Origin of the sequence: Sphingobium sp. CFD-2 (genome assembly GCF_024611135.1) — a bacterium.
GTDB classification, from domain to species: Bacteria; Pseudomonadota; Alphaproteobacteria; order Sphingomonadales; family Sphingomonadaceae; genus Sphingobium; species Sphingobium fuliginis.
This window is the reverse complement of the sequence record NZ_CP084405.1, coordinates 415,655-438,959: the sequence shown is the minus strand read 5'-3', so window position 1 is coordinate 438,959 and position 23,305 is coordinate 415,655. Positions and strand designations below refer to the sequence as shown.

Below are 23,305 nucleotides of genomic sequence, written 5' to 3'. Positions count from 1 at the left end.
TCCTTAACCAGAAGCCCCGGAACCGGAAGGTCCAGATCCTCCCCCGGAGGGTTTGAGAAAAGCTCTCAAATTGAGGTTCGAAATGAACTCGATGAAGAGCCGCTCGATTTCGTGCAAGTCTTCGAGAAGGAATTGGCGAGGAAAGTGCATTTTGTGCTCCAGAAACATCATGGGAATACGGAAATGCGCCGAGGAGAGCCCCAGGGCATCAGCGCAAGCGAGATGGTGATCGAAACGAGAACTCGGGTTCCCCGCCTCGATTTCCCTGAGCCACCGCACACTGATCCCGACATCAGCGGCAAGTTGCTCTTGCGTAATGCGATGGCGCCTGCGCCGTTCTTCAATGCGGCGACCTGAGATCGACTTGATCTCGGCCAGTATCGACGCCTTATCGTCGAAGGCGCCGCCTTGAGATGAGATCATCAGATCCTCGCTGATCGCGTCTCAAAGCACCAATGCACATTCCGTCACGCCCAAGGTCATGTGAATCATGCATCAGGTCAAATATTATCGGTACCATTTTGACAGTGGACGCCTCAGCGATCGCCGCAAGGCTTCCCTATTTTTCAATCTGTTGAAGCGCAATGCTTGAGCCCAGACGCCCCCAACCCGCCCCGTTGCAAGCAGCACTGACGCTATTTTCGAGGGAGCGCGGGCGCTGTGCGGCGCGGTGTCAGTTCCGCTGGAAAGCCGTGGGAAGCTGACGGTAGGCCCTGGCCAGGGCGCGGTCCTCGCTGGCCGACATCACAGCGATGGCTGCGACATGGAGTCTCCCGATTGTCGGTCGCGCATCGATTTGGCCAGAATGCTCGATCCGTCCGAGAAGTGCGACAGCAAGGGGGGTGAGCTGCGTCGAGGCGCCCACATAATGCTCATCATTGCCCGCGAGCTGCTTGAGCCATGGCATGGAAAGCTCCGCAACCAGTTCATCGGTATCCATGGTCGAGATGAGCAGCAAGGCGACCGACAGCGTCGCCCCATAGGGGATAAACCTCTTTGCAATGCGCGCCAACCGGTAATGGCACGTCAGGAACAGGTCCGTTCCCTCGCTCGAAAGGTTCAATCTGTAGGTTCTCGATCGATTACCGGCCATGCCTCAACTTCCTTGTGATTCGCGCGACCACCCCAAGCTTCTGACGGAAGAAACTGAATTTGAAGGCGTTTATTGATCAAAACCGGCACTGAAATGCCGATATCGGCACTGTAGTGCCGGTTTCGGCACTACAGTGCCCTCCCACTTGCGCCGCATCGCCGGCTGGGCGCACTCCTTGCCTCGTCCCGACAAGGGGTGACATGGTCCTCTCTCCTGTCCACGAGGCAGGGCGAAAAAGACCGGCACCTTCCGTCGAACCGCCGAGGCAAACGCCCCGCGCACATCAGGGAGAATTTCATGATGTCGGCCATTCGACCGGCGATCGTGGCAGGCTTTGTCACGTCCGCCCTCTTTTTACCCCATGAGGCGTTCGCCCGCCAAAGTGCGGCGCCTGCCTCACCGCCCGACACAGGCCAGTTCACCATCGATGAGGTGAATGGCGAATTTCTCATCCACCCTGCCCGTCCCCCGGCAGCCTCCCCTGCCCCCGCGCTTCGTCTTGGAGCCACGATCCGGATGGACGCGGCGCTGCTGAAAGCCCCCCATTACTACCCTGCGGAGAATGGCCAATGACAAATCGCCCCTGGATGACGGTGCCGCTTTTGAGCTGGGCAGCATTTCTGGCAGCAAGCGGCGCCGCCGCGGCCCAGAATGATCCGTCAGACCCGGAGCTTGCCGCAACGGCCCGCGTAGCCGAGGCGCGGTTGCGGCAGAGTTTCACCAATCTCCAGTTCGAGGATTTCGGTCCCGCGCCAGTGAAGGGCCCCTTGTTCCAGGCGAGCGCCGGCGGCCATATCCTCTATTATGCGCCGGAGAGCGATCATCTCCTCTTCGCCACCATTTACGACAGGAATGGCGTCAATCTGACCGCGCTTGCCCAGGATTCAGGCGCCCGCAAGAAGGTGAAGAATCTCGATCCGGATCAGGCTCTTATCATTGGTCCGCCGGGCGCTCCCACCGTCATCGAGTTCACCGATCCCGACTGCCCCTATTGCCGTGCGCTCGACCGGTTCTGGGCTGCCAAGGCTGCGGAAGGAAAGCCCGTGCGGCGGCAGATCTATTTCGTGAGCGGCATTCATCCCGAGGCCGCATCGAAGGCCGAGCATATCCTTTGCTCGAAAGACCAGGCCCGGGCCTTTCGACAGGCCTATGCAGGGGAGGCGCTGAGGCCCCTTGCCCAGTGCAAGGAAGGTGCAGCACGCGTCACCCACAATGCGATCGCCGTCAAGGCCATGGGCATTTCAGGAACGCCCACGCTGGTCCTTGACGGCAAGATCATATCCGGTTTCCAGCAGGCCGAGATCGAGGAATGGCTGAACGCAAAAGAACGCCCCAAGCCTCCCTCCTGATCCATTCTGCTAAGGCTTGCAAACGACCGTAGGGCCGAAGCCTCCGGTCCGCGCCCAGGCCAAATGAAATGCCCGCGGTGGCGCTCCTCAAGGGGCCGTCCAGTCCCATCGCTGGCCGTCAACGAACGTGCAAGTCGGTGCCGGCAGGCAGACTCGCGGGACGGCTCCCCTTTGCCTGGAGACTATCATGATGAGACCTATCACGCTCAGACCTCTGCCCTCTCTCAACCGGGTCGCCCGCGCCTCTTTTCGATCGGCCGATGCCGTGGGCACCCTCCTTCTTGCCTTCACCCTGGCATCGGCCGCCCATGCCTTCCAGGCGCCGGCCGCCGGCGACCTTGGCTACGACATTTACGACATCGTGGTGAACCAGGGCGTGAAGGGCCCGCTTGGGTTTGTCGGCGGCGTCGCCGCCTTCCTCTTCGGCGTCTCGCGGCTTTTCTCGAACATCATGATCGGCATCCCGACGATCGTGGCCGCGGTCTGCCTTATCCGGGCGGACTCCATCCTCCAGACCTTCGGCCTCATCGTCTGAGGTTCGAGGCAAGAGACTGACGAGGGGTTTTGTACCTTTCCCCCGCGTCGGTTCTGGGAGCGATGGTCGCTCCTAGAAGTCACGTTTGATCGCGTGATGAAGCAAGGGAGAAGGACGTGGACGAAAGACTTCCCCAATTCCTGCACAAGCCGGTCCAGATCCTCTGGTTCGACGCCCAGGAATTCATTGTCGTGGTATCGACCATCTTCGTCGCAGTCATCGTCGGCGGCCTGGTCGGCTGGTCCCTGGTCGGCGTTCTTCTCCTCTTCATTCCCTGGAAGCGCACCAAGCCACGCGGTTTCATCCCGCATCTGGCCTGGCGCTGGGGCCTGCTTCGCCTGCCCCATTATCCAGGGCCCACCCAGACCCGCTTTTGCGAGTGAGATTCCCCATGTTCCGCAGATCATCCGACGGGCAAACGAGCGATCCGCTCCTTGGCAAACCGGCGAGCTTTGGCATCCATCGCTACCTCCAGGGCTCATCCAACCTCTTCGAGGAGAACAGGCTGCTCAAATTCTCGGTTCTCGGACTCTTCGGGATCACGTCCGTCCTGGCGATCGCCCTTTACACGACGAGCCAGAACCAGCGTACGGTGGTTGTCCCCTTCGGCGCCGGCGGCGATCTCTATGTGACCGGCGGCAAGCCATCAGGCGCCTATCTGCGCACCATGACCCGCAACATCGTGGCGCTCTCGGGCACTTATTCCGCCTATTCGGCAGATCGCCAGTTCCAGGAGCTTTTGAGCATCGTCCATCCCACGGCCTATAATGGCCTGCGCGACAGCCTGAACGCCATCCTCGACGAACTCGCCAATAATCCGACGCTCTCGATCGCGACCTATATCCGGCCCGATCAGCCGGTCACATGGACTGATCGCCAGATCCTCGTACCGGTCGAGAAAGTGCGCGTGATCGGCGGGGTCATCCGCAAATTCAGGGGCAATCTGCGCATCCGCTACACGATCGATGCCGGCCGCTTCTGGCTCCTGTCCCTAGCCGAGGAAAATTTCGATGCCGAGCTCCGCTAAGCCTTTCTGCGCAGCCGTCGCCCTGTTGGTGGCCGCGCCCTCCGTCGCGGCGCAAGCCCAGAGCATATCAGCCCTGCCTGACCAGACGAGCACGATCCGCCTCTCCAACCGGGACGTCAATCATCTGGTCTGCCAGGGCGGCGAGATCGAGGATGTCAAATTCTCGGCCGAGAAGGGTCTCGCCGTCGAGAAAGGTGGCGCCGACGCCTGGATCAAATTCCTGGTCAGGGAAAGCGACGACAATGGCCAGGTCACCCGTAGCTATGTGACTACGCCATCGGAATTTTTCGTCACCTGCAATGGCGCGATCTATCCTCTCTACGCCGAGCCCTCGGACATCCCGGCGCAGACCATCACATTGGCGCCGGGCTCCAGGCAGCGCGCACAGGCCAATGACGAACTGCTCGCTCCCCTGGTGGAAGAAGAACGTGCCGTCTCGATCACATTGTCGCTTTTCCAGGACCGAGTGCCGGCGAGCTTCTCGGAGGTCGCCGCCGATGCCCGACCCATCTCGCTCGGAGCCGCCCCAACGCTGCGCATAACCGAGCGCAGGCGCGTGCTCATCGAGGGCGCGGATCTCAATGCGTCTGAATATTGGGTCGAGGCCACCGCCGACGGCGACGTCGATGAGCGGCTGTTCCTCGACGCCAAATTGGGCTCGCGGATTTTCGGCGTCACGCTCGACCGCCTCACGCTCAAGGCGGGTGAGACAGCGCGCCTCATCATCCTGCGCCGGGGAGACACGCTATGACCGGCGCCGACGAGAAGGAAAGCTTCGGGCAAGGCGGCGAGTCCGATCGCGGACAAAGTGGCCGTGGCCGCGCCGGTGCGGCGGGACGCCACTCGCCGCGAACACTGACCCAGAGGGATGACGAGACCCACATCGACGCTGGCAGACCGGATCTTAGCCAACGCGGACCGGCGTTGCTCGACCTCAAGGCGAGATGGGCGATGCTGAGCCCTCGGCAGCAGCTGCGCGCCCGGCAGGCCGGGATCGGACTTGTGATCGCCATGTTCGGCTATGGCCTCTATACCGCGTCCAGCGGCTCGAAGGAGGAAACGCAAACCGCTCCTGCCGCATCACGCCTCGACATGGGAGCGGGCCTTCGCGGTGACAGCCTCGAAACCAAGGTTCGCGGCGACCTCAAGAAGATCCTTGATGGCCAGGCGCTGCTCGGCGATCGCGTCACGGCGATCGAGGAAGGGAAGGTCTTGCCCGGCACGGGTACGCCCGCCGCCGCAGATGGCGATCTTCCAAGCGCCCTTCCCGGCGACATTCCGGCCTTTCCGCCAAGCCCCGCGCGAGGCGAGTTGGAGAGCGCCGACGGCAGCCTCCCCGCGCCACCCCCAATGCCCGCTGCCCCGGCCGCCCCGCCCGCTCCGCCGGTCGAGCGGCAGGTGGGATCGATCGGCGCAGCCACGACCGCGCTTGTTGCAGAAGGCGCAAGCGCGTCACCAAATGGCTCTAAAAAAAAGACCCGGACGATCTATTTGCCGCCTGGTTTCATGAAGGCGCGGCTCCTGACCGGGATCGACGCGCTGGCGAGCCGGGACGCGACCAGCAATCCCGAACCGCTGATCGCCCGCGTCCAGGCGCCGGCCGTGCTTCCCAATGACGTCAAAGCCAATCTCGCCGGCTGCTTCGTCATCGGCAATGCGACAGGCAGCCTCGCCAAGGAAAGGGTCGAGGTCCAGCTCGTCTCGCTCTCCTGTGTCGATTTTGACGAACGGTCAGTGGTCGATCAGCCCATCAAAGGCTTCTTCGTCGATACCGACGGCAAGAAGGGACTCTCAGGCAAGGTCGTCACCCGAGCGGGGGCGGCGCTGGCCCGCAGCTTTATCGCCGGGACCATCAGCGGGGTCAGCCAGACGGTAGAGAATACCTTCGGCGATACCTCGACTTCCGCGCTCGGCACGGTGCGCACCCTCGATGCCGGCGACGCCGCCAAATCCGGCATAGCCGGCGGCCTTTCCAAATCCTCCGACAAGCTCACGGATTTCTATCTCGATCTGGCCCGGCAGGCCGGCCCCATCGTCGAGGTCGGCGCCGCCAAGGATGTGGTGGTCGTGATCCAGGAAGGTGTCGCGCTCGAGATCAAGCCGACCGCTGGAGCCAAATTCTGATGCCCGGTCAAAAGGGAGACAATGTCATGCTCAGCCTCCATGCTTCTGCCACAGGAAGGCCCCCTCGAACGGCCATACTCCTCCTTTCTCTCACGCTCCTCCCAGCCTGCACGGCGATCGGCTCGGCCATGTCGCCCTATTCGGAAAAGTTCAGTTGCAAGAATAGCGACCATGGCCAATGCATTCATCCCGAACGCGCCTATGCCGATGCCGTTTCCGGCCGAACCTCGAAGTCTGATCCCAAGGTCACAAATGGCCGCAAGATAGCGGCGTCGAACACGGCAATCGCTTCCCCCAGGGCCAAGGGCACGAACGCCACGCCTTATCTCGGCTACCGCGCCAGCATCTATCAGGAACTCAAGGGGCTGGTCGAAGCCCCCGTTACCCCGATGCTGAGGCCCGGCCGCACGATCCGCACCCTGATCCTTCCCTATGCGGACCGCGAGCGGCCCGACCGGCTCTATATGCCGCGCTACATCTACTCGATCCTCGACAAGCCCCAATGGGTCGTCGGCGATTATCTCATCACCGCGCAGCCGCCGGCCCAGCGAGTCCCCGTGCTTGAACAGAGCCGGGAAAAACCCAGCCTCGTGCCGGAGAGCGACATCCCTGCTCCGCCGCAGGAGCAGGGACAATGAGGGCGCCGGGCACCCGCCATGGCGGCGGCATGACCTTCGCGCGCCTCCGGCAAAGCGTCGCGCGCGACGCCTATTCCGATTTCCTGCCGATGGTCACCTGGGTCGAGGAGGAGGAAGCATTTCTCTGCATCGACGACGGCTGGGGGCAAGCCTGGGAGCTGATGCCGTCCGCCTATCTCTTTGCCCATGTCCACCAGGCCTTATTGGGACTCCTCAATATCCATTTCGCGACCGGTACCGTGGTCCAGATCCATTGCTTTGCCGATCCGCTGATCCACGAGGCGCTCGATGCCTTTCTCGATCTTAAATCCCGGCCCGATCCTCTGATCCAGGCTTCCGCACGGCGAACCAGCGATTATCTGCGCGCCGGAACCCAGGGACTGGCGGCGCTCCACGGCATCCCGATCCGCAACTTCCGCGTTCTCCTCTCGATCAAGACCAGGCAACCGCTGGGCCCGGACCTGCGCCGCCAGATAGAGGAGCAACTCTCCAAGCTTGGGATCATGCGTCTCGCGCCCGAGGAGCTTGTCAGCTTCTACCGCCGGATCTTCAACGGCGTCTTCGCGCCCGCCCCTGGCGTCTTTGCGCGCGGTGACCAAACCCATCCCGCCCGGCCGGTCCGCAAGCAGATCATCGACGCGGGGCCGGACCTGCTCTTTTCAGGCCCGGAACTGCATATGGGCAACCAGGTCGCCCGCTGCCTGACACCCAAGTCGCCGCCGCGGCGCGTGACCGCGGAGCGGTGCAACCGGCTCTTGGGAGGCATGCGGGGCGCTGCCGAAGACAGCGATCAGATTGGCGGCCCCTTCCTCTTCACGCTCAACATCCTCTTCGACCACTCGACCTTCGAGATCCACAAGCGCGCGCAGATCCTGTCAGCGCAGAAGGCCGCGGGTAGTTTTGCCGTCGAGGTCGGCAAGCAGATCGAGGAAATCGGCTGGGTGCTGGACGAGGCGGGAAACAGCCGCTTCGTCTCGGTGATCCCGACTGTCTGGGTCTTTGGCCGCGACAGCGCCGAGGCACGCGAGATGGCCGCCCGTGCCAAGCGCCTCTGGGAGAGCGAACCCCTTCCCTGGATGATGCAGGAGGAAAGTTATCTCAATCCGATCCTGCTGCCGATGAGCCTTCCCTTCGGCCTCTATCCCGACCGCCGCACCACGCGGATGCTGGAGCGTGACCTTCCGATGCCAGCCAAGGCAGCGGCGCTGCTCGCCCCGGTCCAGACCGATTTTCGTGGCGGTGGGCGCCCTGCCCTTCTTTATGCCGGGCGCAAGGGACAGCTCATCACGCTCGACCTCTTCGATCCGCGCATCAACAATTATAATTTCATCGTCTCGGCCGAGAGCGGCGCGGGAAAAAGCTTCCTCCTCAACAATCTTTGCCAACAATATTATGCGCAAGGCGCGCTCATCCGCATCATCGATATCGGCGGGAGCTACCGAAAGCTCTGCACGCTATGCTCGGGCCGCTATATCGATATCGGGGAGGAGGCACTTGTCCTCAATCCCTTCGACATGGGCTTCGCTCTCGACGGCGACGATCGGCAGTCGGCGATCAGCATGGCGGTCGCCATCGTCGCCGAGATGGCCAATGCCGCAACCCGCAAGGGCGTCTCGACCTCGGAATGGAACCTCATCAAGTCCGCCGTCCAATGGGCCATCGACAGCGGCCGCGCCGAAGCCGGGATCGACGCGGTCCGCGACTGGCTCGGCGCCTATCCCGCGCATGTGGGCGATGATCTCGACAGGGTCGAGCATCTCGTACCCATGGCGCGCGAACTCGCCTTCAACCTGCGCGATTTTGGCAGTTCTGGCGCCTATGGCCATTATTTCAACGGCCCTTCCACCTTCGACATTTCGACCGACGAGTTCGTGGTGTTGGAGCTTGAGCGCCTCAAAGCCATGCCTGACCTCTTCAACGTCATCGTCATGGTGGTGGTGAACGCGGTCAGCCAGGAACTCTACCTTTCCGCCCGCGACCGCCCGCGCTTTGTCCTGTGTGACGAGGCCGCCCAGTTCATGACCCGGACGGATGGCCAGGATCTCTCCCGGCTCGCTGAAGTCTTTGGACAAGGCTATCGCCGTGCCCGCAAATATCAGGGGAGTTTCGGTGTCGTTCTCCAGTCGTTGAACGACCTTCTTCTCTTTGGCGGCACTGGCCAGGTGATCCTTGAAAATGCAGCGACCCGCTTCCTGCTCCAGGGTTCGACCTACTCCCAAGCCGTCGAGAACAAGATCCTAGACTATTCGGGTTTCGTCCTCGATCTCCTGAAGTCGGTACGAAACAACAAGCCGCACTATAGCGAAGTCTTCATCGACTCGCCCCTGGGTCTCGGCATCGCCCGGCTTGTCGTCGACCCCTTCTCCTACTGGATCAACACCAGCGCGCCGCAGGAGGTCGCCGCCTTTGAAGCGCGCCTGCGGGCCGGGCGCTCGCCCCTCGAAGCCGTCTGCGACCTTGCCGGCATTGATGCCGCCGAAATCCTGGGCACCTCGCTGCCCACCCTTTGCCCAGAGGAGATCCGGTGATGGCTCGGCAATCCGCTTCCGGCAGCCAACCGCAGTTCGAATTCGAACCTGATCCTGCGCTGGAAGCCTTTATCGAGGCGCGGGCAGCGCGCATCGCAAAGGCCCAGGCCTTCGCGTGGCGTTTCCGTCTCGTCACGATCGAAACGCTGATGATGGCGACACTGGTCCTCGCAGCCGGACTTGCCCTGCGCCAGCCGACCCTTCTCGTCCTGCGCGCTTCCATCATGGTGGGAGGCGGCTGCTTTGCGAGCGGCATCCTCCTCATCGGCCTGACAGGCGCTGTCGATCGGGCGGTCGCGCACATGCGTGGCTGGTGGCGCGGCAAATGAACGGAATATTGTCCTCCCGTCCCGCGGCAGGGCCGGTGCGCCTCCTGGTCGGAACGCAGTTGATGCTGCTCGTCCAGACGGTTTTGATATTCGAAGCCTCTGCGTCCTTGCCCACGCCGCTCCAAGCCCTGTTGGTCATGAACTGGGTGGTCGGCGTTTCCGCGCTCATCGCTGCTGTGCGTGGCCCCCGGGCCGAGCAATCACCTCCATGGTGGAAGCGCCGTGATGACCATTGACCTGCCGAACCCCCATTTTACCCGGCATGCCCTCATCGGCGCACTGATGCTCGGCCTGTCGACTGCCCAGGCTGATGCAGCCACATCGACGATCGGCAGGACATGGCCTATCGCAGAGCCCGATGCCATGGCCGAGATCGAGGCCCGTGTCGCCAGGGCGCCCGATATGGCAGCGCAGTTCGGACCGCGCTCGACCTGGTCCGCGATGCGCGCCGCCACCCTGGCGCCGGCAAGGGCCACTCGGGTCCGGACCCTCGTGCCTTTCTACACGGTGGAGGAGGAAATCCGCCTTCCCGATGGACGGCTGCTCTACCCCAAGGGCTTCACCTTCAATCCGCTGGACTATGTGTCGCTCCCCCAGCGCCTCGTCATCGTCCATCCGCGCGACCTTGGCTGGGCTCTTGCCAAGGCCCGTTTCACCGACTTCATCCTGCTGACCGCGGGCGACGCAATCGCGCTTTCCGAGAAGACGGGGCGGCCGCTTTTCATTCTCGAGGAGCGCGTGAAGGAACGCCTCGGGCTTACCCTCGCGCCGGTGATCGTTGCCCAGGAGGGAATGAAACTCGTCCTCACCGAATATGCCCCGCCCCTCTCGATGGGCAGGAGCGCCAGGCCGTGAAGCGGCGCCTTCTTCTTCGGGCTGCTGCCCTTTCGCTGGCGCTGGGCATAGGCGGCGCAGCAGCGCCGGCAAAGGCTTCGAAATGCGAGGCCGGGACCATCTTCAATCCCATCACCAAGGTCCGCTGGAATTGTATCTTCCCGATCACCATCGGGGGCGTCCGGGTGGGTTCCTTTGACAAGCTCGACAAGGAACTCGACGCGCAATCCGCATCAAAGCCGCTTTGCGCCTGCCGCAAGGGCGCGACATTCTGGTTCGGCGTCAAGGTCAGTTTCTGGTCGCCCAATCGCATGGTCGATGTCGTGACCGAGCCGGGATGCATGATGGCGCTGGGCGCCGACCTCATGGCGACCGGCGGCAGACTGCAAGGCAGCCAGTCCTCCATCGCTGACGGGACAAACAGTCAGAAAATGTTCGCGCAGATGCACTATTATATCGCGCCGGTCTGGAAGATGCTCGACATGTTCACCGACCTCCCGTGCATCGAGGACAATGGCTTCGACGTCGCGATGATCACGGAAGTCCTGCCGACATGGCAGTCCGGGACGCTGGGCGCGATCATCCAGCCTGAAGCCATTCTCTTCGGCAACCCCGCAGCCGGCCTTGCCTGCATGGCCGACAGTGCCGCCGCCGCTGCGGGCAAGGTCATAGACCCGCTTTTCTGGTGTATGGGAAGCTGGGGCGCCACCTATCCCGTGGCGGGCGACATCCATTTTAGCGACAGCGTCGAAGCCTGGGCAGGCTTGGCAGCCCGCGGGACTTATCTGATGGGGCGCCTTGGCGCACTCACCATCTCCTCAGCCGATGGCTGTTCTTTCAAGGCCCAGCCGATCTGGACCAAGAGCCGCTACAAGCTCCAGATCATGGAGCCGGTCAAGGGCGGCAAATGCGTCAATATCGGCCGCCCGGGCGCCCTCTGGTCAAGCGGCAAACATGCACCAGGCAAGGACAATGCCCAGTTCATGGCTTTTGAGAAGGTGATCTGCTGCGCAGGGGTTTCGACCCCATGAGCCGGTCCCTCCTCTTGTCTCCCGTAGCGGTCGGCGGCTTTACCTCACGGTCTGCCCGCATAGGCCATGAAGGCCCCGCCGATCGCTGCGAGACCGGAGCGGCGCTGTTACCTCCCGGCGCCGCTCCATTCCCCGTTTCCTCCGACGCGGCGCATCTGTGGCACGCAGCGCGCGGGGGGAAGGTCAGCACGGTCGAGCCAACCCCCGGCCGGGACAGGCGGCCCCCACTCCCATCGCCTGTTCCGACATCGGCCGTGCTGACCATAATCAATGGCCGGGCGGCCTTCCAATATCTGGGGCAAAGGGAAACCTCCACTGGCACAGCTTCCTGTTTCCGCCTGCGCAGGCTCCCAGCAGCAGACAAAGGGGAACCTCGATCATGAGGGCTCACCCCCGGCCTCTTCTTTGCGCGTTGGCGGTCACCCTGGCTCTGACCTCGCCCGTAGGCGCACAGGACATGGACGCCCGCGCGCGCGCGGCGGCCGCAGCCTCACGCGCCAAATCCAGCGACAGCGAAGCGATTTCCAAAAATTATCTGACGCCCGGCCTCTCCAACCAGCCGATCAGCACCGTCGATGGAAGTCAGAGCTTTGCGACCAGCCTTGCCTGCCAGCAAAGTGCGACGATGCTGGAGCTTCTCGCCCAGCCAGGCACCAGCGGCGACATCACCCATCTCACCATCACGCGCGACAAGGACCTTGATGGCAGCTTCGACAGCAGCCTTAACCTGCCGGTGATCGTGTCGGGCATTTGTGCCAACGGGATCATCTCCTGCGACGCCGGCACCTGGAACCAGTGCAAATCCTTCAAATGGGATGTCAGCGCATCAGGCGATCTGAAGCTTTCGCAAGTCGACCTGCCCGAGCTCTCCGGCTGCTATTGCGTCAATGCCAGCTGCGGCGCCAATCTGGTCTCGAGCAATCTCTCCTCGCTGCTGACGGACCTGGGCGGCGGGGTCATCGGCGCACTGACCACGGCCGATTCCAGGATCGGCGTCGTGCAGGCGAGCGTCGATGGCCCGGTCATCCGCTATGTCGGCGCGCAGACGACGGCCTGTACCAGCAATCCCAGCGTCTCGGCGACCGCCTATCGCGCGAACCCCACCGCGATCAGCAGCGACGCCTATGCCGCCTCGCAATCCAGTTCGGTGTTCACGGCCCTTGTCGGCTCGTCTGCTGCAAGCGGCAAGGCGGAGGTGACGAGCAGTTGCACGATCGAGCGGGAGATCAACGTCAGGAGCTGGGACTATGACGACATTCTCGCCGTCGGCGGTTCGATCGCATCGGTCACGAGTTGCGGCACCAATTGCCGGCGCTATCAAATCCGGGGGGCCGGGAGTTGCGGCAGCACGCCCCCCATCTACACCGCGACCTTCGATCCCATAGCACCCGATCGGATCGTCTCGGCGCGCATCGTCGAGATGGGCGCGGACGACTGGGTCCAGGCCCGGGTCAATGGCGAGATTGTCGGTTATGCCGGAAAGCGGCAATGGCTGGGTGAAGGCTTGCCGACGGGCGATTGCCGGATCAGCGATGATCCTTGGTACAACCGCAATGCGATCGACATCACGTCCCGGCTCAAGGCTGGCGCTACGATCGTGGGCGCGCGGGTTCGGGGCGGCGGCGGCGGCAATTGGGGCTATGTCACGGTCGAGGTCATCGTCGACACCGCCTGCGAGGTCAGCGAACGGCTGGTCGATCTTTGCGCGGGCTATGCAGGAAACGGCGCCTGCCGCCTCATCGCTGAAGATGTGGACGGGGTTGAAACCGTCCGGAACGGCGTCAATACGGGCTTGAGGCCTCTCGCCCAGACCCGTCTCTTGGGCTCGGGAAGCTGCACCTATCAATATAGCCGCGACTTCTTCCTGCGGACACGGCGCTACAGCTGCGTCACCGACAGCTCTGCCACAAGCGAACCGGATCTCTCGCGCGCCGCCTATATCATCGACCATTCGACCGAGACGATGCTCGCTGACCGCACCAAGGCTGCGGATGGCAGCGTGAGCGAAACGACAAAGTCCTTCTCCATGCCCGATCGCCCGACCGTCTCCTCCTGCGAGTCGATCTGCAAGACCCGGGCGCCCAAGGCGAACAGCGGAGTGGCGCCTTCGGGCACAGTCGCGGAAAAGCAGAATGACCCGACCGGCTGGGACAGCTTCTATCATGTCTGCTCGGCGGATTCGGTCTGTCCGCTCGGCGCGGGCGAAGAAATCGTCACGGACTGCGGCTGCATCGACGATTTCCCCGAGGCGGTCGTCATGATGCAAACCGTCCGGCTGGCCGGCTCCGACCTCGCCTGCACGGCTGCTTCCCAATGAGCCGGCGCATCCGCTTGCTGCTTGGCCTCGCGGCCTTCCTCCTCGCGCCTGAAGGGATTGCCCAGGCAGCAGAGATCTGTGCCGTCGACTTGAACGGCAATGGCGATGCCGCCGATGAGGGCGAAATGGCAGGCTGCGTCGCCATGGCGGCGGGCGCCGTCCAATGCCCGATCCAGCAGACCGCCTGCGTCGCAGATTCCGCTGGCCAATATAGCTGTCCCCTGGGCACGGCTTATCAATGCCTGACGCCCGCCGCCGGAGGTACGCCTAGCTGCTCCCCCAATAGCTGTACCGACACGGACGCCAACCCGATCGAGGAAGAGGCGCCCATCGACGATCCGGGGCCTGCGAACGACGGGGCGGTCGATGCCGACGGCAATTGTCTTGGCACGATCGAAATCTTCGGTGGCCGGGCGCTGCGCTGCCGGCCGCCCGGCGCCAGCGTCACCTTTCAGAATTGCTGCAAGGACAAGGGCAAGATCGTGAAGGACGGGATGGGTGGGTCCTTGTCCTCGATCACCACCAAGATCGCCGTCGCCAAGGGCGTCTTCACGGGCATGAAAGCCGCCTATACCGCCTTCAAGGCGGGAGCGACGGCTTCACAGGCCGCCAGTGCCGGCGCCAACGCCATCATCGTCGGCCTTGATCCCACCTCGATCGCGATCAGCCTTGCCATCAATTTCATGATGGAGGTTCTGCTCCAGGGCTGCGACCAGCAGGATATGGAGACCGGCATGCTGCGCGGCTCTGGCATGTGCCATGAGATCGGCACCTACTGCTCCTCATCGATACTTGGCGTCTGCATCCAGAAGGCCAAGGGCCATTGCTGCTTCAACACCAAGCTCGGGCGGATCATCCAGGAACAAGGTCGGCCGCAGCTCAAATCATTCAACGACTTGGGCTGGGGAACGGCGAAACATCCTTATTGCCGAGGATTTACGGCTGAAGAGTTCCAGTCCCTCGATTTCAGCCGAATGGATCTCTCCGAATATTATGCGGACATTGAAGCCCGCGCCCAATCCGACATCGAGATCGATATGGAGGATAAGGTCGATGCCTATCTCAGCGTCATCAAACCCTGATCATCTGGCTGTCCTAGCCGGGGCCCTGCTGCTGATATCCCATGGCCAGGCAGTGTCAGCCCAGCGCTCCGGTGAACCCGCTGCGCTTGAACGCCTGCGCGCCGCAACCGCGAAAGCCAAAAACAATGACAGCGTCAGTCCGACGTCGCTTCCATCGCCTTCGCCAGAGATGAAGAAGCGCGCCTTCGAAGCCATGCGTCACCGCGATCAAGGGCGAGATATGGAGGAGCGCACAAGGTCAGCTCAGGCCGCCGCCACCCAGGATATAGCCGCCCAGCATGAGGCAATGACTGCCCGGATCTACCAGGCGATCGGTCTTGCTCCGCCTGGCGAACCACAAGCACCACCCGCCCCTGTGTCTCACCCGGCCAGGGCATTTGTCCCCTTGCTGTTTGCCTCCTCTTCCATGCCGGTGGAAACGCTGCGCACCTATGCCTCGAGCCTCGAGAAGAGGTTGTGTGCGTCAAGTTCTGCAAATAGCGGCGGGCATGCTGGCTAGGCGGCTTGACGTAGATCGGCTTTCTTCATCTCCTTAAGGTCGTTCATGTTGAGATAGCGGTTGGCTTCGAGCCAGTTTTCGTGGGTCTCGACAGCAAGCGAGCGTATGAGGCGCAAACAGCTGTCTTCATTGGGGAAGATACGCAGGACGATCGTCCTGCGTTTGATTTCTTCGTTAAAGCGCTCGAGCATATTGGTGCTCTTCATATGTTTATGATGCTGCCGCGGAAGCCGGTAGAAGGTGAACGTCTCCTCGATGGTTTCTTCCGCCCAGCTGGTGAGCTTGGGGTATCGTGGCGACCATTTTCTCAGCCAGGCAGCCAGATCGCTTTTGGCCTCTGATAGTTCGCGACGATCGTAGATCCAACGCAGCTCCTGCAGGCAGTCGTCATCAGCTTTACGCGGCAGATGGTCGAGAGCATTTCTTAAAAAGTGCACGTAACAGCGCTGGAACCAGGCATCTGGCAACACTTCACGAACAGCGGCTCGTAAACCCGCATGGTCATCGGCAACGATATATTCGACACCGTGGAGGCCGCGCTCCTTGAGGCCGACGAGAAAGTCCTTCCACGAAGAGCGGCTCTCGCGGTTGGCGAGCTCTACAGCCAGAATCTGGCGCCGGCCTTCCCAGTCCACACCCAGTGCGACGAGTACGGCGCAGGAGCGCACCACGCCTGCCTGGCGGACTTTCTCATATTTGGCATCGATGATGAGGTAGGCGAACGGCTCGTCCAGCCGACGTCGGGCAAAGGCTGTCAGGCTCTCGTCCAGTCGCTTGTTGATCGCTGAGATGGTCGAGGCGGAGAAGCTGTGGCCGCAAAGCTCTTCGGTGATAGCCTTCACCTTCCGGGTCGACACACCCTGGACGTACATCTCGGCTAACGATGCCACGAGCGCCTGCTCCGAGCGCTGATAGCGCTCAAACAGCTCGGTCGAGAAACGGCCGTCGCGATCCTGCGGCACCCGCAGCTCCAGCTTGCCCACCCGCGTGATCAGCGTCCGATTGTAATGTCCGGATCGATAGCCAACACGGCCGTCAATGCGTTCGCTCTTCGAGGCGCCAAGGACATCGGTCATCTCACCTTCCAGCATCTCCTGCAGCAAATCCTGCACGATCTCCCGCAAGGCGTCGCGGTTCGCGCCCATCAAATCTTTGACGGCCGCTATCGATGGTCTATTCTCATTCCTGGTCATGGTGGGGCTCCATTGGGGTTGGCGACTTTGAACATCACCAGCCTGCCATGGCCGCTCAAATCCTCAATGGATTTTGCAGAACATCCCGCACACTACCCGAGAAGATCGGCGGCGTGATTGCATTTCGCGGAATGCCCGGTGGTCTCACCAAAATAGGGCCGATGGCGGAGCTGACGGCACGGATGCTGCGGATTGATCCGGGCTGCGAAGGACCAGCCTGCGCCATGCGCGCTGTCCAGGTCGTGGTCGATCCGATCCTGTTTCGACAGCATGGCGTTTCCCGGGTTCCCGCCTTCGCCATGGTGCCAGGCGACCCCACCCAGCCCTATTGCGAGCGACAGGATGAGACAGGGCCACGCGCTTCCCACCTCGTCTATGGCGACGCGGCGCTTTCCGGCCTCATCGAGGAATATGGGCGCCTTGGCGGCAAAGAGGAGGTCAGCGATGCTGCGGCTCATCTATCTCGGCGCTAGGAGCCTCTGGCCTCGCCTCAAGGCCTTGCCTCGCGACGCCGCGCTGGCGCTCGGTGGCGCAGTGGGCGAACAGCCGGCCAACCCCCGGCGCCTTGCCCTCAGCATCGCGATCATCGTGCCGATCGCCTGCCTCACCTGGGCGGCCATTCCGGCCGTCACGATCGTCATGAGCCCGTCGATCAATGCCTGGGCGGTCCGCAAGGCCCCCGGCCCAATCCACAAGGGAGATCTTGTGATGTTCAAGCTCTCGCACCCAATCGCTGGCCCTCGCCCTGTCAGCGTGACAAAGCGCGCGCTCTGCATGCCGGGCGAGCGCCTGTACGAGGTCGAGCGTCGATCGGTGCATGACGGGACGGTAACGGGGAGCCTCTATTATTGCGGCGCGCATTATCTGGGTGCGAGCCGTCCCTTCGGGCGGAATGGACAGCGTCTCGATCATTTGCGCTGGGGCGATCATCCTCTTCCCCCAGGCTTTATCTACCTTGGCTCTGATCATCCGGACGGGTTCGACAGCCGCTATTTCGGCCCCGTGCAGGTCAGCCGGCTGACGCGCATGGAGCGCGTGCTGTGAGCGGATCGATCGCATCATATATGCCCTTGGCCATGCCTCTGGCAGCGTTCCTTCTGGCGGGTCCGGCGATGGCGCAGGCCGACTCGGTGAAGCGCGGATTCTGGTGGTATGCCGCGCCGCCTGCACCTCAAGGTGACGTGGAGGATATGGTCCCCAAGGCGCCGGTCATCCCGCCCATGACAGAGCTTGCACGCTGGAGTCCCCCGCGCATCGCCAAGCTCATCACCGAGCAGCGCGACTATGCGGCGACAGTGCTGACGGTGGACGCGGTCGCCGATTTCTGGCGTCTCCAGGACTTTGCCCGGCGCAAGGCGCGCGCCTTCGCCGGCGTGACCCAGCTGGCGCTCCTCACCCATCCCGAACTTAGTGCCCGAAGCGCCTATCCAGTGGTGGGCGATGCGCGCGACGCACAGGGTGCCGAGAAAGATGGTATCGCTCCGGTGAGGGCCACCTTGCGATGATGGGCTGATATTTTGACATGGCACCGGTGCAAGCGCCGGTGTTTGCACCGATACTAAGGACGGTGCGATGAGCCAGATCACAGTAATTTCGGGGCCGGAGCGGCGCCGGGTGTGGAGCGACGAACAGAAGCGGCAGCTGGTTGCGGCAGTTTCGGCGCCCGGCGCGAACGTGGCGGAGATTGCCCGCCGAGCGGACCTTCGGCCGAACCAGATCTACAGGTGGCGGCGGCAGATGGAGCAGACGGCGCAGGGCTTTGCCGAGGTCCAGATGCAGCCAGATCCGGCACCGGCCATGGGTTCGGCGATCACCGTCGAGTTTGAGCGCGCGATCGTGCGCATTCCCGCTGGAACTGCGCCAAGTCTCGTCTCTGCGGTATTGCGGTCGGTCAAGCCGTGATCCCCGTTCCCTCGGGCGTTCGGATATGGATCGCAACGGGGCACACGGACATGCGGCGCGGCATGCGCAGCCTGGCCTTGCAGGTGCAGCAGAGTTTCGGGCGTGACCCCTTCGCCGGCGATCTCTACATTTTCAGGGGTCGCCGTGGCGACCTCTGCAAGGTGATCTGGCACGACGGCGTCGGCATGTCGCTTTATGCCAAGCGACTGGAGCGTGGGAAGTACATCTGGCCCTCAGCCGTGGACGGCGTGATTGCCATTTCCCCCTCGCAGATGGCCTGCATGCTGGAGGCGATCGACTGGCGTAATCCGCAGGCGACATGGCGTCCCACATTGGCCGGATAAAAGGTCAGAGACAGCCTAAAAAGCTAGGGATTCCGGCGCTTTTCTGCTATGCGTTTGGGCATGGGGGACGAGGTGCAAGCAGAGATCGACAGCCTTCGCGAGCGGCTTGCCGCTGCCGAGGCTGTCGCCGCTGAAGTCGCCCGCATCAAGGCGATCAACGCCGACCTGGAAGCCCGCAACGCCCTTCTCCAACTGCAGAACGAGAAGATGCGCCGCACCCTTTTCGGCCAGCGCTCCGAGCGCACGCGCCATCTGCTCGATCAGATGGAACTGACCTTCGAAGAGTGCGAGACCGCTGCCACTGAAGACGAGCTCCTGGCTGTCCTGGCAGCGGCAAAGACCAATGTCGCGCCGTTCGAGCGCAAGCGCCCTGCGCGCAAGCCCTTGCCCGAGCATCTGCCGCGCGAGCGCGTCGTCATCGCCGCGCCCGATGCCTGCCCCTGTTGCGGCTCGGACCGGCTGTGCAAGCTGGGCGAGGATATCACCGAGACGCTTGAGGTCGTGCCGCGCCAGTGGAAGGTGGTCCAGACCGTGCGGGAGAAGTTCTCCTGCCGGGACTGCGAGAAGATCACTCAACCGCCGGCGCCTTTCCATGTCACGCCCCGCGGGCTCTTTGGCCCCAGCTTCCTCGCCATGCTGCTGTTCGAGAAGTTCGGCGCGCATCAACCGCTCAACCGCCAGCGTGACCGTTATGCCCGGGAAGGCGTGGACCTGAGCCTTTCCACCCTGGCCGATCAGGTCGGCGCCTGCACCGCCGCGCTGATGCCGCTTTACCTGCTGATCGAGGCACATGTCCTGGCCGCGGAGCGGCTGCACGGCGACGATACGACGGTGCCGGTGCTGGCCAAGACCAAGACCGACACGGGCCGGATCTGGACCTATGTCCGGGACGACCGACCTTTTGGTGGGCCGGCGCCGCCAGCAGCGATCTTCCATTATTCCCGCGACCGGCGGGGCGAACATCCCGTGGACCATTTACGCAACTGGAGGGGTATCCTCCAGGCCGATGCTTATGCCGGCTACAATGCGTTGTTCCATGCTGACCGCCTGCCGGCGCCGCTGACCCGTGCTCTATGCTGGAGCCACGCGCGCCGTTACTTCTTCGAACTGGCCGATGTCGCCGCGCAGCTCAAGAAGCGCCGCAAAAAGGCGGTCGTCATCTCACCGCTGGCGGTGGAGGCGGTCCGTCGTATCGACGCGATCTTCGACATCGAGCGCGCCATCAACGGCAGACCGGCACAGGAGCGTCTCGCCCTTCGGCAGGAACTCAGCGCAACGCTGGTGACCGATCTGGAAGAATGGATGCGGGACAACCGGTCGAAGCTCTCGAAGAACAGCGATGTGGCCGAGGTCATGGATTATATGCTCAAGGCATGGCCAGCCTTCACCGCCTTCCTCGACGACGGGCGCATCTGCCTCTCGAACAACGCAGCGGAACGGGCGCTCAGGGGCATAGCTTTGGGCAGAAAATCCTGGCTCTTCGCTGGTTCAGACCGCGGCGGTCGGCGCACCGCCTTCATGCTGAGCCTCATCACCACGGCAAAGCTAAACGACATTGATCCGCAGGCCTGGCTCGCTGACGTCCTCACCCGCATCGCCGACTTGCCCCAGAACCAGCTATACAGCCTGCTTCCCTGGAATTGGAAAACCGATCATCGGATTGCTCCGGTAGAGGAACTGGCGGCCTGATGCAGCGGAACAAGGTCTACGCAGTGACAACCCTCGCGAAAGTCGCCCAAGAATGGGAGGAAAGCGAGGACCTGCTCCACGAGCTCACCGAGCAGATGGACACCGAAGACGGCGTTATCTGGGTTTATGGCACCGAAGAGGATGCGGTGCTGGCTCTATCGGGAGATGGCATTGAATGCCTTCGTGACCTTCTCGCAGAGCATCGCCGAAATCATCAGTAAGCCGCGGCCTTCACCGAATGCCTACGAAAGATGCCACGCGGCGCTCCTATCTTCGTTCGAAGGGCAATGAATTCGCACTTGTCATGTTCTCACGGGCCAGCTGCGGCTACTGCCGCGTCCAGTGGCCGCTCATCCAGCGCTTCCAGGACGAGATGGGCTGGCAGGTGAGCCAGATGGATCTCGACCGCCGCCCTGATCTCAAGAACCGGTTCGGTGTTGAGGTAACGCCGACCACCATGATCATCCGCCGGGGGTCGAGCCAGCGCATGGTGATCGCCAATGGCGTCGAGGCTTATCCCAACCTCATCCAGACTGCCTATCAGGCCGTCAAGCTGCTCTCGGGCGATATCCGACCCGAGCAATTCCTGACCGGCGCCGGTGAGGAAGACGGCTTTTTCGATGCACTCGCCAACGGCCCGGTCGCGGCAAGCGATCCAGCGACGCAGCCCAGCGGTCGGCAACCGTGAGAGGCTGGACACTCCTGAGCAGCGTCGCCCTGGCGGTCGGGTCCTCCCCAATTGCCGCAGCCGCCCCTGATCGCATGGATGCAGCGCGCGCGGCGATCCACCCTGTCGGAAATGAGGCCGCGATGCGCCAATGGCTCGGCCGGGTTCCAAAGACGGCGGACTATCCGCCCGATTTCGATGCGACGCTGCGCGGTCAGGGATCGGCCTTTATCATCGAAATGAGCAGCGTGCCCGGCTGCCTCCCTTGCGGCGACCTGTGGGGCAAGCTCGGGAGGATGAGGACCCGCTTCGGATTTTCGGTCCGCACCATCGGCGAGGAAGAAGCGATGGTTCGGTCCGGACGACTCGGCCTCCCCTGGATTGGTCACCCGGTCGCCTGGCTCCGGCCCGCCGGCGATCCCGATCGGCTCATTCCCATCGCGATCGGCACGGACCTTGAAGCCAATCTCGCGCGCAATCTCTATCTTGGCGTCAAGATGCAGACCGGCGTCAGGCCAGCCGTCGGCGTGCGCGCCATGGCGAAATTCACAGGCATCGTCAGCGCGGCCGCATCCCGACCCTCCCATGATCGACGGGGAGGCTGAGCGATGGCGGGCCGTTCCGCGAAATCGCATCCACGACGTCCAAGCCCTCCCCTGGAGTCCTCCATGGTCCCGAACTTCATCATCACCCGCCTGAAGGCTGATGGCCTCAGCATGCGACTGATCGCCGCCCTCATCGCCACGAGTTGCGCCATGATGCCGTTCTCGGCCTGTGCGCAAAGCTGGGCCGAGCATTGGTTCGACAATGTCACCTATACGAGTCCCGGCAGCTTCGAGGACCAGACGCGCGGCTATGTGACGGCGGGCGGCATGTCGGGGCGAGTTGACGTCCATAATGACTATCTGATGAGCCTCACCCTCCCCAAGGTGAAGGCGGGCTGTGGCGGCATCGACATGTTCCTTGGCGGCATGTCCTTCCTCGATCCCGATTATCTCGTCGAAAAGCTCGAAAGCATTCTTCAGGCCGCGCCGGCGGTCGCTTTCCAATATCTCCTCGAGACGCTGGACGAGAAGATGGGAAATATCATTTCAAAGATGGAGGCGGCCACCAATTATCTCAACAGCATCCAGGTGAACGACTGTCGGCTCGCCAATCGCATGGTGCAGATCGCCAAGGGCGATGACAATATGTCGGGCATCATCGAGGAGATGACCGGCTACAAGTCGGTGAAAGCGGGCCTCTCCAAAAGCTATCAGCAGAGCCGTGAGAAGATCCAGTCGAACGGCAATAATCCGACCGAGGATCTGAAGGACGCGCTCGCCAATTGCCCGGCCGACGTCACCGACATCTTCAAGACAGGTTCCCTCCTCGCTCATGCCGCGGCCCGAGTCGGCGCGTCGGACTGGGCGGGCGTGATGCGCGCGCGCGTAGGCGACGTCTACATGCGCTGGGACAACAACGACAAGGTGCCGCTCTTTTCGGCGATCCCCGCCTGCGCCGCTCAGGACAGCGAGTCCTCCGACGATTTCCTGAGCGGCCGGGTGATGCGCCGCGCGCTCAATGTGCCCGCAACCAGCGCCGATTGCACCCAGGATGGCGGAAAGGGTGCGCTCACCCTGACACGCGAGCGGATGACCGGGATCGCGGAGAAGATCAGAACCCGGGCCGCGCTGACGGCCGAGGAACGGCAGTTCGTCGCCAATGTCCGAACCTTGCCCGTCTATCGCATGCTCGAATGGGGCGTGCGACAGGATGTCGTGGACTCGGTGATCGGCGACACCGACGAGCTGGTGGCCCTCACCCTTGCCTATCAGATGCTGAATGATTTGACGCGCAGCATCGATTTCGCGCTCTCCAATGCCGAGCGCGGCACAACAGCTGCCGGCGCGGCCGATAGCAGCAACAACAATATCTGTCAGACGCGGATTCTCACCAAGGGGATGGAGCAACTCCGCGACCTGCGCGAAGAGGTGCTGCGCCAGCGTGCCCAGATGCGTCAGTCCTATCTGGCGGCCCTGTCCCAGACGAACCTCTCGACCAGCTATGCCGGTCTCATCCGCCAGCGCGACAAGGATGCGCGCGATGCCGCGGGCGCTGCCGCCAACCGCAACCGCTGACGCA

The 23,305-nt window shown here is 62.8% G+C and carries 24 protein-coding genes and 3 pseudogenes; 24 read left to right on the top strand and 3 right to left on the bottom strand.

Translation table 11 applies throughout. The features are described from left to right. Window positions 1-3 precede the first annotated feature (3 nt). Both LDB29_RS02095 and LDB29_RS02090 read right to left on the bottom strand, forming a co-directional pair. On the bottom strand, window positions 4-423 hold the full coding sequence (locus LDB29_RS02095) for a helix-turn-helix domain-containing protein (RefSeq protein ID WP_257555917.1): 420 nt from the start codon (window positions 421-423) through the stop codon (window positions 4-6). 250 nt (window positions 424-673) lie between these two features. Further along, window positions 674-1,093: a hypothetical protein gene (locus tag LDB29_RS02090; protein ID WP_257555915.1), complete on the bottom strand. Its 420-nt coding sequence runs from the start codon at window positions 1,091-1,093 to the stop codon at window positions 674-676. Window positions 1,094-1,390: 297 nt separating this feature from the next. Between LDB29_RS02090 and LDB29_RS02085 the strand changes: the two genes are divergently transcribed. The 14 genes from LDB29_RS02085 to traN all read left to right on the top strand — a co-directional run bounded on the left by LDB29_RS02085 (window position 1,391) and on the right by traN (window position 14,887). After that, window positions 1,391-1,666 (top strand): hypothetical protein, encoded by a 276-nt coding sequence (locus LDB29_RS02085; RefSeq protein ID WP_257555913.1) that lies wholly within the window; start codon window positions 1,391-1,393, stop codon window positions 1,664-1,666. Further along, window positions 1,663-2,442, top strand: a complete 780-nt coding sequence (locus LDB29_RS02080) for a DsbC family protein (RefSeq protein ID WP_257555910.1) — start codon at window positions 1,663-1,665, stop codon at window positions 2,440-2,442. Before LDB29_RS02085 ends, LDB29_RS02080 begins: the two co-directional genes overlap by 4 nt. Window positions 2,443-2,629: 187 nt before the next feature. Further along, complete coding sequence (locus LDB29_RS02075; RefSeq protein WP_257555908.1) at window positions 2,630-2,977, top strand: hypothetical protein; 348 nt, start codon at window positions 2,630-2,632, stop codon at window positions 2,975-2,977. Window positions 2,978-3,093: 116 nt separating this feature from the next. Then, window positions 3,094-3,360, top strand: a complete 267-nt coding sequence (locus LDB29_RS02070) for a type IV conjugative transfer system protein TraL (RefSeq protein ID WP_169576498.1) — start codon at window positions 3,094-3,096, stop codon at window positions 3,358-3,360. Between the two features lie 8 nt (window positions 3,361-3,368). Next, window positions 3,369-4,004, top strand: a complete 636-nt coding sequence (locus tag LDB29_RS02065; RefSeq protein ID WP_257555905.1) for a type IV conjugative transfer system protein TraE — start codon at window positions 3,369-3,371, stop codon at window positions 4,002-4,004. Beyond that, window positions 3,988-4,755: a type-F conjugative transfer system secretin TraK gene (locus tag LDB29_RS02060; RefSeq protein ID WP_257555902.1), complete on the top strand. Its 768-nt coding sequence runs from the start codon at window positions 3,988-3,990 to the stop codon at window positions 4,753-4,755. The genes LDB29_RS02065 and LDB29_RS02060 overlap by 17 nt, the downstream gene beginning before the upstream one ends. Continuing rightward, the gene (locus LDB29_RS02055; protein WP_257555901.1) at window positions 4,752-6,128 is read left to right on the top strand and encodes a TraB/VirB10 family protein; all 1,377 of its coding nucleotides are present in this window, start codon (window positions 4,752-4,754) and stop codon (window positions 6,126-6,128) included. The genes LDB29_RS02060 and LDB29_RS02055 overlap by 4 nt, the downstream gene beginning before the upstream one ends. A 128-nt stretch (window positions 6,129-6,256) precedes the next feature. Continuing rightward, window positions 6,257-6,766 (top strand): TraV family lipoprotein, encoded by a 510-nt coding sequence (locus LDB29_RS02050; RefSeq protein WP_306812486.1) that lies wholly within the window; start codon window positions 6,257-6,259, stop codon window positions 6,764-6,766. Next, window positions 6,763-9,294, top strand: a complete 2,532-nt coding sequence (locus LDB29_RS02045) for a TraC family protein (protein WP_257555897.1) — start codon at window positions 6,763-6,765, stop codon at window positions 9,292-9,294. Before LDB29_RS02050 ends, LDB29_RS02045 begins: the two co-directional genes overlap by 4 nt. After that, window positions 9,294-9,623, top strand: coding sequence for a hypothetical protein (locus LDB29_RS02040; protein WP_257555895.1), 330 nt, complete (start codon window positions 9,294-9,296; stop codon window positions 9,621-9,623). The genes LDB29_RS02045 and LDB29_RS02040 overlap by 1 nt, the downstream gene beginning before the upstream one ends. A gap of 225 nt (window positions 9,624-9,848) precedes the next feature. Then, window positions 9,849-10,478 (top strand): conjugal transfer protein TraW, encoded by a 630-nt coding sequence (locus LDB29_RS02035; protein ID WP_373886297.1) that lies wholly within the window; start codon window positions 9,849-9,851, stop codon window positions 10,476-10,478. After that, complete coding sequence (locus LDB29_RS02030) at window positions 10,475-11,488, top strand: TraU family protein (protein ID WP_373886296.1); 1,014 nt, start codon at window positions 10,475-10,477, stop codon at window positions 11,486-11,488. Before LDB29_RS02035 ends, LDB29_RS02030 begins: the two co-directional genes overlap by 4 nt. Window positions 11,489-11,945: 457 nt before the next feature. Then, window positions 11,946-13,805: a hypothetical protein gene (locus tag LDB29_RS02025; protein WP_257555893.1), complete on the top strand. Its 1,860-nt coding sequence runs from the start codon at window positions 11,946-11,948 to the stop codon at window positions 13,803-13,805. After that, on the top strand, window positions 13,802-14,887 hold the full coding sequence (gene traN / locus LDB29_RS02020) for a conjugal transfer protein TraN (protein WP_257555891.1): 1,086 nt from the start codon (window positions 13,802-13,804) through the stop codon (window positions 14,885-14,887). Before LDB29_RS02025 ends, traN begins: the two co-directional genes overlap by 4 nt. 495 nt (window positions 14,888-15,382) lie before the next feature. Here traN and LDB29_RS02015 read toward each other — a convergent pair whose 3' ends face one another. Next, window positions 15,383-16,579, bottom strand: a complete 1,197-nt coding sequence (locus tag LDB29_RS02015) for an IS256 family transposase (RefSeq protein WP_037449607.1) — start codon at window positions 16,577-16,579, stop codon at window positions 15,383-15,385. Between the two features lie 98 nt (window positions 16,580-16,677). Between LDB29_RS02015 and LDB29_RS02010 the strand changes: the two are divergent. The 10 genes and pseudogenes from LDB29_RS02010 to LDB29_RS01965 all read left to right on the top strand — a co-directional run. Then, a pseudogene (locus LDB29_RS02010) lies at window positions 16,678-17,052 on the top strand (type-F conjugative transfer system pilin assembly protein TrbC); the annotation flags it as partial. Further along, the gene (locus LDB29_RS02005; protein WP_257555889.1) at window positions 17,024-17,623 is read left to right on the top strand and encodes a S26 family signal peptidase; all 600 of its coding nucleotides are present in this window, start codon (window positions 17,024-17,026) and stop codon (window positions 17,621-17,623) included. The pseudogene LDB29_RS02010 and the gene LDB29_RS02005, both read left to right, overlap by 29 nt. 20 nt (window positions 17,624-17,643) lie before the next feature. Beyond that, window positions 17,644-18,057, top strand: a pseudogene (gene traF, locus LDB29_RS02000) (conjugal transfer protein TraF); the annotation flags it as partial. 94 nt (window positions 18,058-18,151) lie between these two features. Beyond that, window positions 18,152-18,481, top strand: a complete 330-nt coding sequence (locus tag LDB29_RS01995) for a transposase (RefSeq protein ID WP_257555887.1) — start codon at window positions 18,152-18,154, stop codon at window positions 18,479-18,481. Continuing rightward, window positions 18,478-18,825, top strand: a complete 348-nt coding sequence (gene tnpB / locus LDB29_RS01990; RefSeq protein WP_037487503.1) for an IS66 family insertion sequence element accessory protein TnpB — start codon at window positions 18,478-18,480, stop codon at window positions 18,823-18,825. The genes LDB29_RS01995 and tnpB overlap by 4 nt, the downstream gene beginning before the upstream one ends. A gap of 60 nt (window positions 18,826-18,885) precedes the next feature. Continuing rightward, window positions 18,886-20,514, top strand: a complete 1,629-nt coding sequence (locus LDB29_RS01985; RefSeq protein WP_257555886.1) for an IS66 family transposase — start codon at window positions 18,886-18,888, stop codon at window positions 20,512-20,514. Further along, window positions 20,514-20,735: a hypothetical protein gene (locus LDB29_RS01980; protein ID WP_257555885.1), complete on the top strand. Its 222-nt coding sequence runs from the start codon at window positions 20,514-20,516 to the stop codon at window positions 20,733-20,735. Before LDB29_RS01985 ends, LDB29_RS01980 begins: the two co-directional genes overlap by 1 nt. Window positions 20,736-20,761: 26 nt before the next feature. After that, window positions 20,762-21,202 (top strand): annotated as a pseudogene (traF, locus tag LDB29_RS01975) (conjugal transfer protein TraF); the annotation flags it as partial. Between the two features lie 122 nt (window positions 21,203-21,324). After that, window positions 21,325-21,786 (top strand): hypothetical protein, encoded by a 462-nt coding sequence (locus LDB29_RS01970; RefSeq protein WP_373886295.1) that lies wholly within the window; start codon window positions 21,325-21,327, stop codon window positions 21,784-21,786. A gap of 111 nt (window positions 21,787-21,897) precedes the next feature. After that, window positions 21,898-23,301, top strand: coding sequence for a conjugal transfer protein TraH (locus tag LDB29_RS01965; RefSeq protein WP_257557078.1), 1,404 nt, complete (start codon window positions 21,898-21,900; stop codon window positions 23,299-23,301). The last annotated feature ends 4 nt before the right edge of the window (window positions 23,302-23,305 follow it).

What these genes read in the sequence shown, in the direction of transcription:
- LDB29_RS02005 (WP_257555889.1), top strand. Translation starts at nt 17,024, where the DNA reads ATGCTGCGGCTCATCTATCTCGGCGCTAGGAGCCTCTGGCCTCGCCTC.
- traN (WP_257555891.1), top strand. Translation starts at nt 13,802, where the DNA reads ATGAGCCGGCGCATCCGCTTGCTGCTTGGCCTCGCGGCCTTCCTCCTC.
- LDB29_RS02045 (WP_257555897.1), top strand. Translation starts at nt 6,763, where the DNA reads ATGAGGGCGCCGGGCACCCGCCATGGCGGCGGCATGACCTTCGCGCGC.
- LDB29_RS02065 (WP_257555905.1), top strand. Translation starts at nt 3,369, where the DNA reads ATGTTCCGCAGATCATCCGACGGGCAAACGAGCGATCCGCTCCTTGGC.
- LDB29_RS01965 (WP_257557078.1), top strand. Translation starts at nt 21,898, where the DNA reads ATGCGACTGATCGCCGCCCTCATCGCCACGAGTTGCGCCATGATGCCG.
- LDB29_RS02040 (WP_257555895.1), top strand. Translation starts at nt 9,294, where the DNA reads ATGGCTCGGCAATCCGCTTCCGGCAGCCAACCGCAGTTCGAATTCGAA.
- LDB29_RS01995 (WP_257555887.1), top strand. Translation starts at nt 18,152, where the DNA reads ATGAGCCAGATCACAGTAATTTCGGGGCCGGAGCGGCGCCGGGTGTGG.
- LDB29_RS01985 (WP_257555886.1), top strand. Translation starts at nt 18,886, where the DNA reads ATGGGGGACGAGGTGCAAGCAGAGATCGACAGCCTTCGCGAGCGGCTT.
- LDB29_RS02050 (WP_306812486.1), top strand. Translation starts at nt 6,257, where the DNA reads ATGTCGCCCTATTCGGAAAAGTTCAGTTGCAAGAATAGCGACCATGGC.
- LDB29_RS02085 (WP_257555913.1), top strand. Translation starts at nt 1,391, where the DNA reads ATGATGTCGGCCATTCGACCGGCGATCGTGGCAGGCTTTGTCACGTCC.
- LDB29_RS02035 (WP_373886297.1), top strand. Translation starts at nt 9,849, where the DNA reads ATGACCATTGACCTGCCGAACCCCCATTTTACCCGGCATGCCCTCATC.
- LDB29_RS02025 (WP_257555893.1), top strand. Translation starts at nt 11,946, where the DNA reads ATGGACGCCCGCGCGCGCGCGGCGGCCGCAGCCTCACGCGCCAAATCC.
- LDB29_RS02060 (WP_257555902.1), top strand. Translation starts at nt 3,988, where the DNA reads ATGCCGAGCTCCGCTAAGCCTTTCTGCGCAGCCGTCGCCCTGTTGGTG.
- LDB29_RS02075 (WP_257555908.1), top strand. Translation starts at nt 2,630, where the DNA reads ATGATGAGACCTATCACGCTCAGACCTCTGCCCTCTCTCAACCGGGTC.
- LDB29_RS01970 (WP_373886295.1), top strand. Translation starts at nt 21,325, where the DNA reads ATGCGCCAATGGCTCGGCCGGGTTCCAAAGACGGCGGACTATCCGCCC.
- LDB29_RS02015 (WP_037449607.1), bottom strand. Translation starts at nt 16,579, where the DNA reads ATGACCAGGAATGAGAATAGACCATCGATAGCGGCCGTCAAAGATTTG.
- LDB29_RS02090 (WP_257555915.1), bottom strand. Translation starts at nt 1,093, where the DNA reads ATGGCCGGTAATCGATCGAGAACCTACAGATTGAACCTTTCGAGCGAG.
- LDB29_RS01980 (WP_257555885.1), top strand. Translation starts at nt 20,514, where the DNA reads ATGCAGCGGAACAAGGTCTACGCAGTGACAACCCTCGCGAAAGTCGCC.
- LDB29_RS02080 (WP_257555910.1), top strand. Translation starts at nt 1,663, where the DNA reads ATGACAAATCGCCCCTGGATGACGGTGCCGCTTTTGAGCTGGGCAGCA.
- LDB29_RS02055 (WP_257555901.1), top strand. Translation starts at nt 4,752, where the DNA reads ATGACCGGCGCCGACGAGAAGGAAAGCTTCGGGCAAGGCGGCGAGTCC.
- LDB29_RS02095 (WP_257555917.1), bottom strand. Translation starts at nt 423, where the DNA reads ATGATCTCATCTCAAGGCGGCGCCTTCGACGATAAGGCGTCGATACTG.